This window comes from Azospirillum halopraeferens DSM 3675 (assembly GCF_000429625.1).
Classification (GTDB): domain Bacteria; phylum Pseudomonadota; class Alphaproteobacteria; order Azospirillales; family Azospirillaceae; genus Azospirillum; species Azospirillum halopraeferens.
Genome location: NZ_AUCF01000001.1, coordinates 1 through 15,000, shown reverse-complemented (window position 1 = coordinate 15,000; position 15,000 = coordinate 1). Strand labels below are relative to the sequence as shown.

Sequence of the window (15,000 nt, the reverse complement as noted above, 5' to 3'; positions counted from 1 at the left end):
CGGCGCGGTATCCTGTTGCGGCATCAGGCCGGCGCCCTCAGCCGTCCTGAGGCTCGGGCGCCAGTTGGCCGACGAACTGGTTGAAATCGGCCGCCTCGCGGAAGTCCTTGTAGACCGAGGCGTAGCGAATGTACGCGACCTGGTCGAGGGTCTGCAGGGCGCTCATCACCATCTCGCCGATCTGCTTCGACGGGATCTCGCTCTCACCCGAGGATTCGAGCTGGCGGACCAGGCTGTTGATGACCCGGTCGATACGGTCGGCGTCGATGGGCCGTTTGCGCAGCGCGATGCGCATCGACTTCAGCAGCTTCTCTCGGTCGAAGGGCTCGCGCTGGCCGGTGCTCTTCACCACCGTCAGCTCGCGCAACTGCACGCGCTCGAAGGTGGTGAATCGCGCCCCGCAGCCCGGGCAGAAGCGCCTCCGGCGGATGGCCGAATTGTCCTCGGTCGGGCGCGAGTCCTTGACCTGGGTGTCTTCGTGTCCGCAGAACGGGCAGCGCATGTCCGGGGGTTCTCCTCGGTGGAACGGCCGGCGCCTACAGCGTCGGGTAGATGGGGAAGCGGTGGCACAGCGCGCGCACGCGCTCGCGCATCGCCCGCTCGACCGCGGAATTGTCGCCGGAGTTGCTGGCCGCCAGCCCGTCCAGCGTCTCCACGATCATGCGGCCCACCTCGGCGAACTCCTCGGTGCCGAAACCGCGGGTGGTGGCCGCCGGGCTGCCCAGGCGAACGCCCGAGGTGACCATCGGCTTCTGCGGATCGAACGGCACACCGTTCTTGTTGCAGGTCATGCCCGCGTGCTCCAGGCTCGCCTCGGCCGCCTTGCCGGTGAGGTTCTTGGGCCGCAGGTCGACCAGGACGATGTGGCTGTCGGTGCCGCCCGACACGATGTCCAGCCCACCGTCGATCAGCGTCTTCGACAGCACGCGGGCGTTGTCCAGCATGGCTCTGGCATAGACCTTGAAATCCGGCCGCAGCGCCTCGGCGAAGGAGACCGCCTTGGCGGCGATGACGTGCATCAGCGGGCCGCCCTGGAGGCCGGGGAACACCGCGGAGTTGATCTTCTTCGCGATCTCTTCGTTGTTGGTCAGCACCATGCCGCCGCGCGGGCCGCGCAGCGTCTTGTGGGTGGTGGTGGTGACCACGTCTGCGTGGGGCAGCGGATTGGGATAGACGCCGCCGGCAATCAGCCCGGCGTAGTGCGCCATATCCACCATGAAGTATGCCCCCACCTCGTCGGCGATGGCGCGGAAGCGGGCGTAATCGAGCGTGCGCGGGTAAGCGGACCCGCCGGCGATGATCAGCTTCGGCTTGTGTTCGCGCGCCAGACGCTCAACCTCATCGAAGTCGATGAGATGGTCGTCGCGCCGCACGCCGTACTGCACCGCCTTGAACCACTTGCCCGACAGGTTCGGCGGGGCGCCGTGGGTGAGATGGCCGCCGGCCGCCAGCGACATGCCGAGCACGGTGTCGCCGGGCGCCAGAAGCGCCAGCAGCACCGCCTGATTCGCCTGCGAGCCGGAATTGGGCTGCACGTTGGCGAAGGCGCAGTCGAACAGCTTGCACGCCCGCTCGATGGCCAGCCGCTCGGCGACGTCGACGAACTCACACCCGCCATAATAGCGCCGGCCGGGGTAACCCTCGGCGTACTTGTTGGTCATGACCGAGCCCTGCGCCTCCAGCACCGCGGCGGAGACGATGTTCTCGGAAGCGATCAGCTCGATCTGCTCCTGCTGGCGCAGCAGTTCGTCCCGCACCGCACGGGCGAGTTCGGGATCGGTTTCGGCGAGGGAGGCCGAGAAGAAACGGCCGATCTCGGCGGTGGCGGGAAGGAGGGCGGACATGGGACGGGTTCCTTTCAACACGGGTACGGCGGCGCTTTCGCTCACCCCAGCTTGCCGACGCGGCGGCTGTGCCGTTCGCCGCCTTCGAAGGCGGTGGTGAGGAACGCCGTCAGGCAATCCTTGGCGATCTCCGGGCCGATCACCCGCGCACCCAGCGCAAGCACGTTGGCGTCGTTGTGCTCGCGCGCCAGGCGCGCCGAGGTCGGCTCGGTGCACAGGGCCGCGCGCACGCCCTTGTGGCGGTTCGCGGCGATGCTGATACCGATGCCCGTTCCGCAGATCAAGACGCCGCGCTGGGCGGCACCCCCGACGATGGCCCGCGCCATGGCGTCGGCGAAATCGGGATAGTCCACCGACTCCGGGCCGTCCGTACCGAGATCGAGCGTCTCGTAGCCCCGGGATTCCAGGAACGCCTTCAACTCGGCCTTGAACTGGTAACCGGCGTGGTCCGACGCCAGTGCAATGGTCATCACGGTCATTTCGGGCTTCTCTCCACCTGCCGGATCGGCCGCCGCCTCTTCCGGGCCGGCACCGACGGGGCAACCTACCAGATGTCGCGCCGGATCACCAGTTCGACACAACGCGCGGGGGACTTGGGCTGCCACGGCCGCCGCCTTCCGCTTTCCGCGCACCGGCCGCCACCTCAACAACCTGGAGCTTATTCCCGCCGCTCTTTGCGCATAGGACGGAGTAAGCATATACGCCGATTCGTATCCACCTTCGGAGTCGGCCAGTTGCGCCCCCACGATTACGCCGAAGCGCGTGGTTCCCCTTCACTAGAGAAACGCTAATGCAGCGACAGAGCCGGCCACGCACCGGCGATTCCCGCCAGGGCTAATTTCCCGGCGTTCGGCCAGTTCTGCCATCTTCAAATAACGTATTTCCCACTTGTCGGATTTATATTGACACCTAAATCACGGTGTGCAACGACGTTGCTAGGTTCTAAACGAAAAATCCAGGACACTAGGCAATGAGTGACCCGCTCCGTTCCGATGTAACCGACAATGCGGTGCTGCGGATGACCGCGGACATCGTCTCGGCATACGTCAGCAAGAACGTGTTGCCGGCCCAACAGATTCCCGAGGTGATCAACACGGTGTTCTCGTCCCTGACGGGGCTCAACAACGGTGCGCCGGAGACTCCGAGCGAGCCGCTGAAGCCTGCGGTAGCCATCCGCAAGTCGGTGACCCCGGATTACATTGTGTGTCTGGAAGACGGGAAGAAGCTGAAGATGCTCAAGCGGCATCTCCGCTCTACCTACAATATGTCTCCGGACGAGTATCGCGCCCGTTGGGGTCTGCCGCCGGACTATCCGATGGTTGCACCGAACTACGCGGCCCAGCGGTCGGAGTTCGCCAAGCGAATCGGCCTGGGCCGCAGCGCCACCCGGCAGCCCCGCCGCAAGGCGTCCTGAGGGCGACGCTCCTCCCGCGGGACCGCGGGCCGCCCGATCGGGGGTGGCCCGGGGTGCCGGCGGCTGTCACGGGCGGTGTCGGCCTTCAGGGACAGTCGCGGCGGCCGGAGAGGCGGCAATTGAAGCGTTCGACATTCGTCGTCAGTTCGCGGCCGGTGGCGGCGCTCTCGTCGCTGAGGCATTGCAGATACGTCATCGTGCGTTCGACGTATTCCTTCACGGCGAACTGACACTCCTGCATGCGCTGGGCGCTGACGAAGGTGGTCGCGTCCTCCATGCACAGCGGCACACCCGGCTTCAGGCAGATGGTGGTCGTGCCGGCGTCAGCCGGGGCGGTGGCCAGTGCCACCATGGCCGCCACCGCTGCAATGGCCGGGGCTGACGCCTTGAAGCGCATGGGGAAACCTCGTCCGGTTCGGGATGCGGGAGGAATGGCGGGAGCCGGCCGGACGCGACACCCGGCACGCCCCCCTTCTACAGCCATCGGCGCCGATGCGCCAGCGTGCGCAGGTGCGCGGGTCGGCCGCAGCGTTGCTCAGCGCCGGCCACCCTGTTCGGCCCGTCGACGCTCCAGCACGTAACGCAACTTGTTCACGGCGGTCCGTTTCAGCAGTTCGCGGCTGCCGGTCACCGGGCCGGCCACCGACACCTCGATCGCCGTGGCCGGGTCGATGGCGCTGACCTTCAGGTAGTTCCCCACCCGGACGAATTCGAACAGGACCTCGTTTTCGTCGAAGCCGGACATCCCTTGCGCCTCTTTCCGATCGCCAACGCTGCCGGCCGTCGCATCCGGCCGCGCGGCCATCATACACCCGGACTTGATCGGGTGCGCAGCGCTCACGTAAAACGCGGGCGCAGTCCCACCCCGCGCGGATGAGGAGTAGCCCCGCCCCATGCGCCCCCGTACCGGTCTGATCGCCCTGGCGGTGACCGCCCTGCTCCTCCTCGGTGCCGGCTCGTCGCATGCCGCCGAAGGCGCGCCGGGAGCCCTGCCGCCGTCCATTCGCATCCGGCCGGTTTTCGTCCCGGTCGTCAACAACGACCGGATCGAGAAATACAACCAGCTCGAGATCACGCTGGAGCTGGCGGACAGCACCAAGCTCGCCGCCGCCCAGGCGGCCATGCCACGGCTGCACGACGCGATCCTGGCACTCGTTTACGAAGCGATCGACCAGGGATGGATCATCCGCGGCAACATCGCCAACGCGACCGCCTTCCGCCAGCGGATCAACGGCGTGGCCGAGGAGATGCTTGGGCGCAACGTGATCGGGCGCGTGCTCATCACCCCGGTATCCCGCCAGTCCGCGTGGCCCTGACGGAGCCGGCCGGCGGGAGCCGGGCAAGGCACCGTTGCCATTTCGGCGCGTATGGGTAACCCCCTTCGGGTGTATGCTGGTAGCTGACCGGGGGCTTTCCCCCCTTGTCCGCGAACGTGGAGGGCGTGCCATGATCGCCCGACGCCTGTTTCTCACGGCCCTGATGCTTGGCCTTTCCGCACCGAAGGCATTGCGCAGCGACGAGGGGGCGTACATTCCCCCTGCCGACCGCACCCGGTTCGTCGCCTTTGCCCAGGACACGATGCACAATGATTGGCGCATCGCCCAGGTCCGGAACGTCGAACGGGCCCTCAGGCACTACCGTAACGTGCGGTTCGTCTATTCCGACGCGGGCGGCCAGGTGTCCCGCCAGATCCTCGACATCGAAGGGTTCGCTGCGCGGGGTGTCGACGTGCTGATCACCAGTCCGCTGGACGCTACGGTCATGGCCCCGGTGGTCGCCGCCGTGCACGCGGCCGGGATTCCGGTGGTGCTGCTCAGCCGGCGGGTGAACGGGGATGCCTTCACCTGCTTCGTCCACGCGTCGAACCGGACGATCGGGCGGGACGCCGCGCGTTTCCTGTCGCAACGCCTGGGCGGACGGGGTCGCATCCTGGTGCTGCAGCACATTCCTACCACCACTCCCGCCATCGAACGGACGGAGGGCTTCCTGGAGGAACTGGCGAACCATCCGGGGCTTGCCGTGGCGGCCATCCGGCGCGCCGATTCCCTGCGCAGCAAGGCGATCCTGGCCGTCGAGGAGGTGCTGGCCGAGGGTGTGCCGTTCGACGCGATCTATGCCCAGAGCGACGGCATGGCCAGTGGCGCGCGCTTCGCGCTGCGCCGGGCCGGGATCGATCCGGCATCGGTGCCGACGGTGGGCGTGGACTACATCGCCGAGGCGCGCGACGCCATCCTGGCCGGGGAGCAGGCGGGCTCCTTCCTCTATCCCACCTTCGGCGCCGAAGGGGCGGACCTGGCGGTCCGCCTGATGCGCGGCGAGACGGTGCCGAAGGAGATCGTAGTGGACACCCGGCTGATCACGGCCGCCGAAGCAGCGTCGATCCAGCCCATCTTTTGAGCGGAGGCCCCATGGTCGGGCGTCCCACATTGCGGTGGCGGCTTCTCCTTGCCTGGGGTGCCTCGGTGCTCCTCCTGGTGGGGGTGCTGGGCGTGGTGTTCACCGCCCTGCTCACCGACCTGCATGTCGAACGGGCGCGCACCGACATCGGCACCGCCTTCGACCGGCTGGCCGGCCACCTGCGCGAGGATCACCGGGCGGTCGGCGCTGCCGCGGACAAGACCGCCGGGCGCGATGACGTGGTCGGGGCCCTGTATCTCGTCAGCGCCTTCGAGGACCCGGAGCGCTACGAACGCTACATCTTCGACGTGGAGAAGAGCCGGCTCGCCACCGGGTTCGCAGAGTTGGCCGCCGCCGCCGGGCTCGATCTGGTGGCCGCCTGCGACGCGCGGTTGGTCCCGGTGGCCTTCCACGCCGGCGGGCCGGGGGCGCCGCTGACCGGCTTCATGACGGTGATCGGCGGTCAGCGGGTGCCGGTCGGCGCCGCCCAGCCCCTCGACGCCCCGGCGCGCATCCTGACGCCACCCGCCATGCTCGACGCCTTCCGTCCCGCCGTCCTGCCCGATGCCGTCACGGTGGAGCACCGGGTCCATGACGGCCGGCTGTATCACACCGCCACCGCACCCGTCGTCCGCCGTCTCCCCGGCGGCGGCGCCGCGGTGGTGGGGGCGATTACGGTTGCCCGCGCCCTGGACCCGTGGGACGTCGCGGAAGCGGCGGTCCGCAGCGGCGTGGACATCCTCCTGGCCGGACCGGGCTCGTCCCTCCCCGCCCCGTTCGCCGACCTGGATCTCGACGCCACCGGTGAACCGCTCCCGTCGGACGCGCTGCCCGGCGATCATTCGACGGCCGGCCGGGACCTGGAAGGCGCCGAACACTTCCTGCGGGTGGCGTGGCTCCCGCTGGAGGAGGGCGGTCGCCTGTACATCGTCATCGCCCGCCGGCGTTCCGACCTGGACGCCGGGCTTGCCGCCTTCCACCGTGCCACCCTGCTGGCCCTGGCGGGCAGCGCGGCGGTGTTCGTGCCCGTCGGCGGATGGGTGCTGCGCCGCAGCCTCTCCGGCCGACTGGAGCGCCTGGCGGAGGGAGCCGCGGCGATGCAGCAGGGCCGCTACACTCCGATCGATCCGCAGGGTCCGGATGACGAGGTCACCCGCGTGGTGCGGGCGTTCAACGCCATGGCCGTGGGCGTGGCGACGCGAGAGGCACTGCTGCGCGCCGGGCTGGAGCGCTATCGGGACCTGTACGACAGCGCGCCGGCGGCCTTCGTCAGCGTCCGCGCCACCGACAAGCGCATCCTGCGCTGCAACCGCGCCTTCGAGCGCCTGCTCGGCTACGGCGCACAGGAATTGGCCCTGCTGAGCATCACCGACCTGTACGCCGACACACCCTACGGCAAGGAGGCAGCGCGGCGGGTGTACGCCGGCTTCCGGAAGGGCGAACCGGTGCACCATGCGGAGTTGCAGATGCGCCGCAGCGACGGCCGCCCCGTCTGGGTGTCGGTGTCCACCGAACCGGTGCGCGACGCGGCCGGCACGGTGGTGGAAGGACGGTCGGTGGTGATCGACATCGACCACCGCAAGCGGGCGGCCGACGGTACCCGCCCGCTCAAAGATCGCTGAGGACCAGCACCACCAGCTCCTTGGGGCCGTGCACGCCGAACGCCAGCGTCTGTTCGATGTCGGCGGTCTTCGATGGTCCGGACACCAGCAGCAGATTGGTGGGCATCCGCCCGGCCCAGCCCTCCTCCGCCGCCGTCGCGGCCAGCGTGTCGCGGATGGCGGACCGCGCCAGAAGCGCCACGTGGACGGGCGGCAGCAGCGACATCAGCCGCGGCTCCTCCGGCGTCGGCCACAGGATCAGCGAGCCGGTTTCGGCAATGCCACCCAGCGTGCCGGTGACCGCCGCGTCGGCCTCGTGCACCAGGTCGTCCTTCATGGCCTCCACCGGACGGTCGTAGGCCAGCAGCCGTGGCGCCTCCGCCTGCCCGGCCCATGCCCCGGCCAGCCGGCGGCCATGCTCCGTGGCCGGAGCGTGCAGGACGGTCCGTACTCCCTTGTTGTGCAGGATGCTGCGCAGCCGGTCCGGCCAGGTGGCGGAGTCCACCTCGTGCACCTCCCCCCGCCACGCCTCCATCATCGTGCGGAAGCGGGTCAGCCGGTCCTCGGGCGCGTAGACCGGCGGCGTCCAGGGCGGCAGCTCGGGCGCCGCACCGCGCGGGGCGGCGCGCAGACGGGCCAGGATGGCGGTGCGGGCGTCAGGCATCATCGTACCCCTTGTCGCGGGCGAGGTCGTGCAGCGTCCGTCCGGCGAAGCGCGGCCGGGTGCGTACGCCCGTCCACCGGTTGAGCGGCGGCAGGCGTTCCGGTATCCGGTTCCCGAATCGCGCCATCAGGCGGCTGCCAAGCCGATACAGGGCCGGTGTGGCGTACATCCACCGCCACGCCGCCCAGGCCAGCGCCTCCAGGGGGGCCCGCTTGGCGCCCGCACCCTTGACGGCAGGGGTGTCGGAGGGGCGCACGGCCTCGCGGCGCAGGCGCACCAGGATGTCGGCGATGGGGATCTGCACCGGGCAGACCTCGACGCAGGCGTTGCACAGGCTGGAGGCGTGGGGCAGGTCGCCCGCGGCGTCCAGGCCGGCAAGCTGCGGTGTCAGGATCTTGCCGATGGGGCCGGGATAGACGGCGTCGTACGTGTGCCCGCCGACGCGCGCGTACACCGGGCAGTGATTCATGCACGCACCGCAGCGGATGCAGCGCAGGGTGTCCCGCAGCTCCGCATCGGCGTAGACCCGCGACCGGCCGTTGTCGAGCAGGACCAGGTGCACCGCCCGTGGGCCGTCCTTCTCCCCGTCCCGGCGCGGGCCGGAGATCATGTTCACATAGGTGGTCACCGCCTGGCCCGTGGCAGAGCGCGGCAGCAACGCCAGCAGGGGCGGAATATCGTCCAGTGTCTCCACCAGCTTCTCGATGCCGGTGACCGCGATGTGCAGCGGCGGCAGCGTGGTGGACAGGCGGCCGTTGCCTTCGTTCTCGATCAGCACCAGCGTGCCGGTTTCGGCCACCGCGAAGTTCACGCCGGAAATGCCGGCGTCGGCGGCGGCGAACTTGCTGCGCAGCACCCGGCGGGCGGCGGCGGTCAGTTCCGCCACGTCCTCCGTGTAGCCCTGGCCCTCGATGTGTTCGGCGAACAGCCGGGCGATGTCGCCCTTGTTCTTGTGGATGCAGGGCATCACGATGTGGCTGGGCATCTCGCCGGCCAACTGGATGATGTACTCGCCCAGATCGGATTCCACGGCGGTGATGCCGTGCCGATCGAGAAAGGCGTTGAGGTGCATCTCCTCCGACACCATCGACTTGCCCTTGACGACCGTCCGCGCTCCGGCCTCCTGCAGAATGCCCAGCACGATGCGGTTGGCGTCCCCGGTGGTCTCGGCCCAGTGCACCCGGATGCCGTTCGCCTCGCAGCGCGCTTCCAGCCGCTCCAGCAGCTCGGGCAGGCGGGCAAGGACGCGGCGCTTGATGGCGGCCCCGCGGGCGCGCGTCTGCGCCCATGCCTGCGGGTCGGTGAACTGGGCCGCCCGCTTGGCCATAAGGCCGTCCATGGCGCGGCGGAAGTTGGCCCGCACCTCCGCGTTGCCCAGCGCCGCGTGGGCGCGCGCGGCGAAATCCCCGTCAGCGGCCATGACAGCGCTCCATCAGGAATTCGGCGATGTGGCGCCGGCCCATCGGCGTGCCGGCCTTGCTCATGGCGCCGTCAATGTTCATCAGGCAGCCGCAGTCGCCCGTCAGCATTTCCGCCGCTCCGGTCGCCGACACGGCGGCGATCTTGTCGGCGACCATGGCGCCCGAGACCTCCGGTTGGCGGACCGAGAAGGTGCCGCCGAAGCCGCAGCATTCGCGCTCCCGCGGGTTCTCCACCAGCTCCACGTTGGCGAGGCTGCGCAGCAGGCGCTTGGGCTCGTCGGTCACCCCCATCTCGCGCATGGAATGGCAGGAGGGGTGCCAGGTCACCCGCACCGGCTCCCCGGTGTCGCGCAGACGCACGTCCAGCGCATGGACGAGGAACCAGGTGAGTTCGTAGACGCGGGCCGCGAAGGCTTCCGCCTCCGCCCGGTCCGGCTCATCGGCGAAAAGCTGCGGGTAGTGGACGCGCATCATGCCGGCGCAGCTACCCGACGGCACGATGATGGGCCAGGGTTCGGGAAACGCCCTGAACTGGGTGCGGGCGACGGCGCGCGCCTCCTCGAACAGGCCGGTGTTGCGGGCGGGCTGACCGCAGCAGCTCTGGTCCTGCGGAAAGACCACCCGCAGCCCCTCGCGACGCAGCAGTTCCATCCCCGCCAGACCGGCCTCGGGATAGAACAGGTCCACGAGGCAGGTGCCGAAGTAATAGACGGTGTGCGGCCGTTCGGCCGGCGGCGTAGGGTTGGCGGGCATGACCGGACCTTCCGTGTGCTGTCGGTCATTCATGGATAGTTTTTTTTACCACGGCCGTCAATCGGACAATACGCATGACAAACCGACGCGCCGTGGACAGAATGGGGTACCGGCCATAAAGTCGGAACCGAACACCACATGCGGGAGCGAACGAGGCCCAATGCGCGAACCGGTGAAGCCGAAGGCCGCCGACGTGATCGCCGGCCATCTGGAAACGCTGATCCTGGAAGGCGTCCTGCGGCCCGGCGAACGGCTGCTGGGCGAGCGCGACCTGGCGGAGCGCCTGGACGTTTCCCGCCCCACCCTGCGCGATGCCGTGCAGAAGCTGGAAGCCAAGGGGCTGCTGTCCGCCGGACGGGAGGGGACGTTCGTCACCGACCCCGTGGGTGCCGCGCTGCTCGACCCGCTGGCGGCGCTGCTGGAGTCCCACCCGCAGACCACCTTCGATTATCTGGAGTTCCGGCGCACGGTGGAAGGCCACGCTGCCCGGCTGGCCGCCCTGCGGGCGACGGAGATCGACCGCGATGCGCTGCGCGCGGTCTTCGCGCGCATGGAGGCCTCCCACCGTCTGGATGATCCCGGCGACGAGGCGGACGCCGACTGCGACCTGCACCTGGCGATCTACGAGGCAGCCCACAATGTGGTTCTGCTGCACGTCATGCGGGGGCTGTCCACCCTGCTGCGCCGCGGCGTTTTCTACAGCCGTACCCGGCTCTACACCCGCCCCGGCACGCGGGAGTTGCTGCTGGCGCAGCACCGGGCGATCTACGAGGCGGTGATGGACCGGGACGCCGACGCCGCAGCCGAGGCGGCGGAGCGCCACATCGCCTACACCCTGGACACCGTGCGCGAGATCCGCGACGAGGAAGCCCGCGTGGAAGCGTCGCTCCGCCGCATCGGGCGCGGTGACCTGGTGGCCACGGCGCCCCGCGCCGGACAGCAGGAAGCCGCGCCCCGCGCCGGAAACTGAAGGACTGCGGCCGTCACACGGCGGGTTCGTGCCGGACGAACCGGCTGGCCGAGCGAACGGCCGCGGCGAGCATCCGGCACACCTCCGCGCAGGCCACCTCCGTCTCCGCACCGTTGCCGGCCGCCGCGGCCTCCTGAAGCCGCTTCGCCGCCACGGCAAGTCCCGGGGCGCCGATGTTGCCGGCGACGCCCTTCAGATCGTGGGCGTGCCACCCCAACGCGGCCAGATCGCCGTCGGCCAGCAGCCGCGGCAGCATCTCGACCAGGCGGCTGCCATCGGCGGAGAAGCGCGCGAACACGCGGGCCAGCAGTTCCTGGTCGCCGGACAGGTGCGCCAGGGCGGCGTCGATGTCGACCACGGGTCCGGTATCGGCCGCGCGCCGCACGTGGCGCCGGACAACGGCGGCCAGCGCCGCCGCGTCGACCGGTTTGGCGACATGGTCGTCCATCCCGGCGTTCAGACACCGCTCGCGGTCGGACGCCAGGGCGTTGGCGGTCATCGCGATGATGGGAAGGTCCACCAGACCGAGGTCATCGCGGATGGCCCGCGTGGTGTCATAACCGTCCAATCCCGGCATCTGAATGTCCATCAGTACGGCATCGAAGGTCCCGGAGGCGGTCTGTAGATGTGTCAGAGCCTCGATGCCGCTGTCCGCCGCGGTGACCCGCGCCCCCGCCGTCTCGAGAATCCGCCGTGCAACGATCTGGTTGATGGTGTTGTCCTCGACCAGCAGCAGGGACAGGCCGGTCAGGGGTGCCTCGGCGCCTGCCGGCCTGATCGGCGACACCGCCGTTGCCCCGGTGCCGGAGCCCCAGAGAGTCCCCACGGTGTCCAGAAGCATGGACGGGGTCACCGGCTTGGTCAGCACACCGCGGATCAGCGGTTCGCCGTTGGAGTCCTGCCGCACCCTTTCGTTCTCGAAGGCGGTCACCACCAGGATCAGGGGAATCTCCCGGGGCGGCCGGTGCTCCCTGAGGTGGCTGACGATGGTCCGTCCGCCGATCTCCGGCATGCACCAGTCAAGGAGCAGCAGGTCGAAGGGCCGGGTGCGCAGGGCATCATCGATGGCGTCGAGCGCCTCCCGGCCGGACCCGACCACCACCACCTCCCAGCCGAAGGGGGCGGTCATCGCGGCCATGACCTTGCGAGCGACGGGGTTGTCATCGGCCACCAGCACCTTGAGATGGCGCGCCGGGGCGGGCAGCGATGGCTTTTCAGGCGTGCCGGACGTGCCCCGTCCCAGGCGGACGTCGACCCGGAAGGTGCTGCCGCGGCCGGGTTCGCTTTCCACCGCGATGGTACCGCCCATGAGATCCACCAACCGGCGGCAGATGGTCAGTCCAAGGCCGCTGCCGCCGAACCGCCGGCTCGTCGTTCCTTCCGCCTGGGAGAAGGAGTCGAAGATCATCGCCTGGTGCTCGGGCGCGATGCCGATGCCGGTGTCCCGCACGGTGAAGCGCAGCCGGACGTGCTCGTCATCGACCTCCGTCCCCTCCACCGACAGGACGACCTCGCCCCGTTCGGTGAACTTGATGGCGTTGCCCGCCAGGTTGGTCAGCACCTGTTGCAGGCGAAGGGGATCGCCCACCAGCGCCACCGGCGTGCCGGGCTCGATGTCGAACAGCACCTCGATGTCCTTGCCGCGTGCATTGGCGGCCGCGATGATCGCCAGGGATCTCATCATATCGTCGAGACGGAACGGCTCGCGCATCAGATCCATCCGGCCGGCCTCGATCTTTGAGAAATCGAGGATGTCGTTGAGAATGCCCAGCAGCGAATCGGCGGACACCTTGGTCTTGTCCACATACTCCCGCTGCGTCGGCGTCAGGTCGGTCTGCTCCAGCAGGTAAGTGAGGCCGATGATGGCGTTCATGGGCGTGCGAATCTCATGGCTCATGTTGGCCACGAACTCGCTCTTCGCGCGGTTGGCCGCCTCGGCGCGGGAGCGCGCGGCCAGCAACTCGGCGTTGGCCTCCTGCAAGCGCAATTCCCCCCGCTTGCGCTCGGTGATGTCGAACGCCACCGCCACAAAGCCTTCCACCGCGCCATCGGCGCCGACGTCGGGTATCAACTGGACCCAGACGTGGGCCGGCAAGCCGTCCGTCCCCTTTCCCTCCGACATCTCGAACGTCTGCATGCGCCCGGCGAGTGCCTGCCGGATGTACGGCTCGCTCCGCGTGAAGATGGCCGGGCCGAGGCAGTCGGCCAGGGACGAACCGATCATCGCGCCGGGGCGAACGCCCGCGTGCTCGTGATGGAACCGGTTGGCAAAGCGGCATCGCAGGTCGGTATCCCAATAGGCGACCATGCCCGGGATATGGTCCGTCACCGCCCGGATGAACCGCTCCTGTTCCGCAAGCCGGCGCGCCGCGCGCTCCGCTTCGGCCTTGGCGCTCCGGAGACGCTCGCGGACCCGGTGCGCCTCGCTGACATCGATGGCCATGGTGACGATATCGGTCACCGAACCGTTGCCGTTGCGCAGGACGGACACCGCCACGTCCAGCCACACCACGGCGCCGGCAGGGGTGATGCAGCGTATCTCCATCCGGCCGTCGTCGATCCGGCCGGACAGGATGTCGTCGAACCGGGCTTCGTTGTGCGCCCGGTCGTCGGGGTGGGTGAACGCTGCGAGGGAGCATCCCCGCACGTCGACCTCCGACCTTCCGAGCAGACGGGCCATCGCGTCGTTGATCTGAACCAATTGTCCGTCGGCGCGGGAGAGCGCGATGCCCACATTGGCCTTTTCGAAGATGCCGCGGAAGCGGGCCTGCGACCGGGCGAGAAACGAACGGGATTCGCGCAACCGGCCTTGATGACGCGCAAGCAGGAAGAGAAGACCGCCGCCAAACCCCATCTGAACCGCAATCAACAGGATTTCGGTGCGCGCGTCCTCCCACATGTCGGCGCGCACGTCCTCCTCATCAAAGGCGGCGAACACCTCCAGCCCATAGGAGTCCAGCCGGCGGATCACCGACAGTTCGCCCGTGCCGTCGGGATGGCTCCCGCCCGCCACCGCTGCCGGGTCCCGCCCGGACGCCAGCACCGTTCCGTTGCGGTCGGACAGTGCGGCCACGCCGGCGTCGTCGGGCCGCAAGGTGGCAAGCACCCGGCCGAGATGCTCCGGGGAAAGCCGCGCCTCGACCAGCGCGGACGGTCCGCCGTCGCGAGGGGCGAACACCCGTCGGACGTGCACGGTATCGCCTTGGATCAGGACATCCGGCAGCTCGGAACCGGCAACCGGAACGTCGGAGCGCCCCTCGGGCGGAGCGATGGTGATGGACCCGAGGATGGTCAGGGTTTCCAGGTGGTGAGCCATAACCCCCTCCGGGTCGGCCGCCTCCCCCCGCCCGGCCCTGGTCGCCTCGCGTACGACGTCCCACAGCACCAGGTCGACGGCCTGAAGATCGCGGGTGATGGTATCCTCCGCGGCACCGACCAGCACGGCCAGGTGCCGGGACTTCTTCGCAATGCCCTCGGCAAACTCCTCCCGGATGTCCATCGCTGCGAGGATGCCGATGGCCGCCAGGAACAGGATGGCCGCGATGCCCAGCAGACGAGCCCCGGCGGATTGCTGCGGCTCCGAAACCACCGGCATCATGTCATCCGGCACAGCGCCGTGTGGGATGCCGACCATACCGCCTCCGCGTTCCAGGATCAGGAATCCTATACCCAAGGCGATAGATTACGACAACCGTCGTGACACATTGTTTCAATGAAAAGCTTCAGCGGCTCTGCCCCGGACGCATGACTCCGCACGCACGGCAACGCCCGCACCGGTGACGGTGCGGGCGTTGCGGGTGGTTCTGAAGAGGGGTGATCGTTTCGGTGTGGGCGCCGTGGTGACCCGGCGGCGACCTACTCTCCCACGTCTTAAGACGCAGTACCATTGGCGCTGAGGGATTTCACGGCCGAGTTCGGGATGGGATCGGGTGCAGG

General features: G+C 69.1%; 14 protein-coding genes and 1 rRNA gene. 5 read left to right on the top strand and 10 right to left on the bottom strand.

Going from position 1 to position 15,000, the window contains the following annotated elements; translation table 11 throughout:
- Nucleotides 1–37: 37 nt before the first annotated feature.
- Genes nrdR through rpiB form a run of 3 tightly spaced genes read right to left on the bottom strand, consistent with a single transcriptional unit; the run spans nucleotide 38 to nucleotide 2,323 of the window.
- Nucleotides 38–502, bottom strand: a complete 465-nt coding sequence (gene nrdR, locus G472_RS0100075; RefSeq protein WP_029006711.1) for a transcriptional regulator NrdR — start codon at nucleotides 500–502, stop codon at nucleotides 38–40.
- A 34-nt stretch (nucleotides 503–536) separates the two neighbouring features.
- A complete protein-coding gene (glyA, locus tag G472_RS0100070; RefSeq protein ID WP_029006710.1) occupies nucleotides 537–1,844 on the bottom strand; it encodes a serine hydroxymethyltransferase in 1,308 nt (435 codons plus the stop codon).
- Nucleotides 1,845–1,885: 41 nt separating this feature from the next.
- Entirely contained in the window at nucleotides 1,886–2,323 is a 438-nt protein-coding gene (gene rpiB / locus G472_RS0100065; protein WP_029006709.1) for a ribose 5-phosphate isomerase B, read from the bottom strand.
- A gap of 491 nt (nucleotides 2,324–2,814) precedes the next feature.
- Here rpiB and G472_RS0100060 point away from each other — a divergent pair, with 491 nt between their 5' ends.
- Nucleotides 2,815–3,258, top strand: coding sequence for a Ros/MucR family transcriptional regulator (locus G472_RS0100060; protein ID WP_029006708.1), 444 nt, complete (start codon nucleotides 2,815–2,817; stop codon nucleotides 3,256–3,258).
- Nucleotides 3,259–3,343: 85 nt separating this feature from the next.
- Here G472_RS0100060 and G472_RS30440 read toward each other — a convergent pair whose 3' ends face one another.
- Together G472_RS30440 and G472_RS0100050 are read right to left on the bottom strand one after the other, a co-directional pair.
- Nucleotides 3,344–3,655, bottom strand: coding sequence for a hypothetical protein (locus G472_RS30440; protein ID WP_051340071.1), 312 nt, complete (start codon nucleotides 3,653–3,655; stop codon nucleotides 3,344–3,346).
- Between the two features lie 138 nt (nucleotides 3,656–3,793).
- Nucleotides 3,794–4,003, bottom strand: coding sequence for a DUF6898 family protein (locus tag G472_RS0100050; protein WP_029006707.1), 210 nt, complete (start codon nucleotides 4,001–4,003; stop codon nucleotides 3,794–3,796).
- Between the two features lie 148 nt (nucleotides 4,004–4,151).
- On the opposite strand from G472_RS0100050, the gene G472_RS0100045 reads away from it, so the two are divergent.
- The 3 genes from G472_RS0100045 (at nucleotide 4,152) to G472_RS0100035 (ending at nucleotide 7,277) form a co-directional block, all read left to right on the top strand.
- Nucleotides 4,152–4,574, top strand: a complete 423-nt coding sequence (locus G472_RS0100045; protein ID WP_029006706.1) for a flagellar basal body-associated FliL family protein — start codon at nucleotides 4,152–4,154, stop codon at nucleotides 4,572–4,574.
- Nucleotides 4,575–4,704: 130 nt separating this feature from the next.
- On the top strand, nucleotides 4,705–5,655 hold the full coding sequence (locus tag G472_RS0100040) for a substrate-binding domain-containing protein (RefSeq protein ID WP_029006705.1): 951 nt from the start codon (nucleotides 4,705–4,707) through the stop codon (nucleotides 5,653–5,655).
- Nucleotides 5,656–5,666: 11 nt separating this feature from the next.
- Nucleotides 5,667–7,277: a PAS domain S-box protein gene (locus tag G472_RS0100035; protein WP_029006704.1), complete on the top strand. Its 1,611-nt coding sequence runs from the start codon at nucleotides 5,667–5,669 to the stop codon at nucleotides 7,275–7,277.
- Here the strand turns inward: G472_RS0100035 and G472_RS0100030 are convergent.
- The 3 genes from G472_RS0100030 to G472_RS0100020 are packed head-to-tail and all read right to left on the bottom strand — an operon-like array spanning nucleotide 7,264 to nucleotide 10,094.
- The gene (locus G472_RS0100030) at nucleotides 7,264–7,923 is read right to left on the bottom strand and encodes a LutC/YkgG family protein (RefSeq protein WP_029006703.1); all 660 of its coding nucleotides are present in this window, start codon (nucleotides 7,921–7,923) and stop codon (nucleotides 7,264–7,266) included. The genes G472_RS0100035 and G472_RS0100030 overlap by 14 nt on opposite strands.
- The gene (locus G472_RS0100025; RefSeq protein ID WP_029006702.1) at nucleotides 7,913–9,340 is read right to left on the bottom strand and encodes a LutB/LldF family L-lactate oxidation iron-sulfur protein; all 1,428 of its coding nucleotides are present in this window, start codon (nucleotides 9,338–9,340) and stop codon (nucleotides 7,913–7,915) included. The genes G472_RS0100030 and G472_RS0100025 overlap by 11 nt, the downstream gene beginning before the upstream one ends.
- Nucleotides 9,330–10,094 (bottom strand): (Fe-S)-binding protein, encoded by a 765-nt coding sequence (locus G472_RS0100020; protein ID WP_029006701.1) that lies wholly within the window; start codon nucleotides 10,092–10,094, stop codon nucleotides 9,330–9,332. The genes G472_RS0100025 and G472_RS0100020 overlap by 11 nt, the downstream gene beginning before the upstream one ends.
- Before the next feature lie 160 nt (nucleotides 10,095–10,254).
- On the opposite strand from G472_RS0100020, the gene G472_RS0100015 reads away from it, so the two are divergent.
- Nucleotides 10,255–11,064: an FCD domain-containing protein gene (locus G472_RS0100015; protein WP_029006700.1), complete on the top strand. Its 810-nt coding sequence runs from the start codon at nucleotides 10,255–10,257 to the stop codon at nucleotides 11,062–11,064.
- Nucleotides 11,065–11,077: 13 nt separating this feature from the next.
- Here the strand turns inward: G472_RS0100015 and G472_RS36605 are convergent, their stop codons facing one another.
- Both G472_RS36605 and rrf read right to left on the bottom strand, forming a co-directional pair.
- Entirely contained in the window at nucleotides 11,078–14,659 is a 3,582-nt protein-coding gene (locus G472_RS36605) for a response regulator (protein ID WP_169732758.1), read from the bottom strand.
- Between the two features lie 247 nt (nucleotides 14,660–14,906).
- Nucleotides 14,907–15,000: ribosomal RNA gene (gene rrf / locus G472_RS36600) — 5S ribosomal RNA — on the bottom strand; the annotation flags it as partial.

What these genes read in the sequence shown, in the direction of transcription:
- nrdR (WP_029006711.1), bottom strand. Translation starts at nt 502, where the DNA reads ATGCGCTGCCCGTTCTGCGGACACGAAGACACCCAGGTCAAGGACTCG.
- glyA (WP_029006710.1), bottom strand. Translation starts at nt 1,844, where the DNA reads ATGTCCGCCCTCCTTCCCGCCACCGCCGAGATCGGCCGTTTCTTCTCG.
- rpiB (WP_029006709.1), bottom strand. Translation starts at nt 2,323, where the DNA reads ATGACCGTGATGACCATTGCACTGGCGTCGGACCACGCCGGTTACCAG.
- G472_RS0100060 (WP_029006708.1), top strand. Translation starts at nt 2,815, where the DNA reads ATGAGTGACCCGCTCCGTTCCGATGTAACCGACAATGCGGTGCTGCGG.
- G472_RS30440 (WP_051340071.1), bottom strand. Translation starts at nt 3,655, where the DNA reads ATGCGCTTCAAGGCGTCAGCCCCGGCCATTGCAGCGGTGGCGGCCATG.
- G472_RS0100050 (WP_029006707.1), bottom strand. Translation starts at nt 4,003, where the DNA reads ATGTCCGGCTTCGACGAAAACGAGGTCCTGTTCGAATTCGTCCGGGTG.
- G472_RS0100045 (WP_029006706.1), top strand. Translation starts at nt 4,152, where the DNA reads ATGCGCCCCCGTACCGGTCTGATCGCCCTGGCGGTGACCGCCCTGCTC.
- G472_RS0100040 (WP_029006705.1), top strand. Translation starts at nt 4,705, where the DNA reads ATGATCGCCCGACGCCTGTTTCTCACGGCCCTGATGCTTGGCCTTTCC.
- G472_RS0100035 (WP_029006704.1), top strand. Translation starts at nt 5,667, where the DNA reads ATGGTCGGGCGTCCCACATTGCGGTGGCGGCTTCTCCTTGCCTGGGGT.
- G472_RS0100030 (WP_029006703.1), bottom strand. Translation starts at nt 7,923, where the DNA reads ATGATGCCTGACGCCCGCACCGCCATCCTGGCCCGTCTGCGCGCCGCC.
- G472_RS0100025 (WP_029006702.1), bottom strand. Translation starts at nt 9,340, where the DNA reads ATGGCCGCTGACGGGGATTTCGCCGCGCGCGCCCACGCGGCGCTGGGC.
- G472_RS0100020 (WP_029006701.1), bottom strand. Translation starts at nt 10,094, where the DNA reads ATGCCCGCCAACCCTACGCCGCCGGCCGAACGGCCGCACACCGTCTAT.
- G472_RS0100015 (WP_029006700.1), top strand. Translation starts at nt 10,255, where the DNA reads ATGCGCGAACCGGTGAAGCCGAAGGCCGCCGACGTGATCGCCGGCCAT.
- G472_RS36605 (WP_169732758.1), bottom strand. Translation starts at nt 14,659, where the DNA reads ATGCCGGTGGTTTCGGAGCCGCAGCAATCCGCCGGGGCTCGTCTGCTG.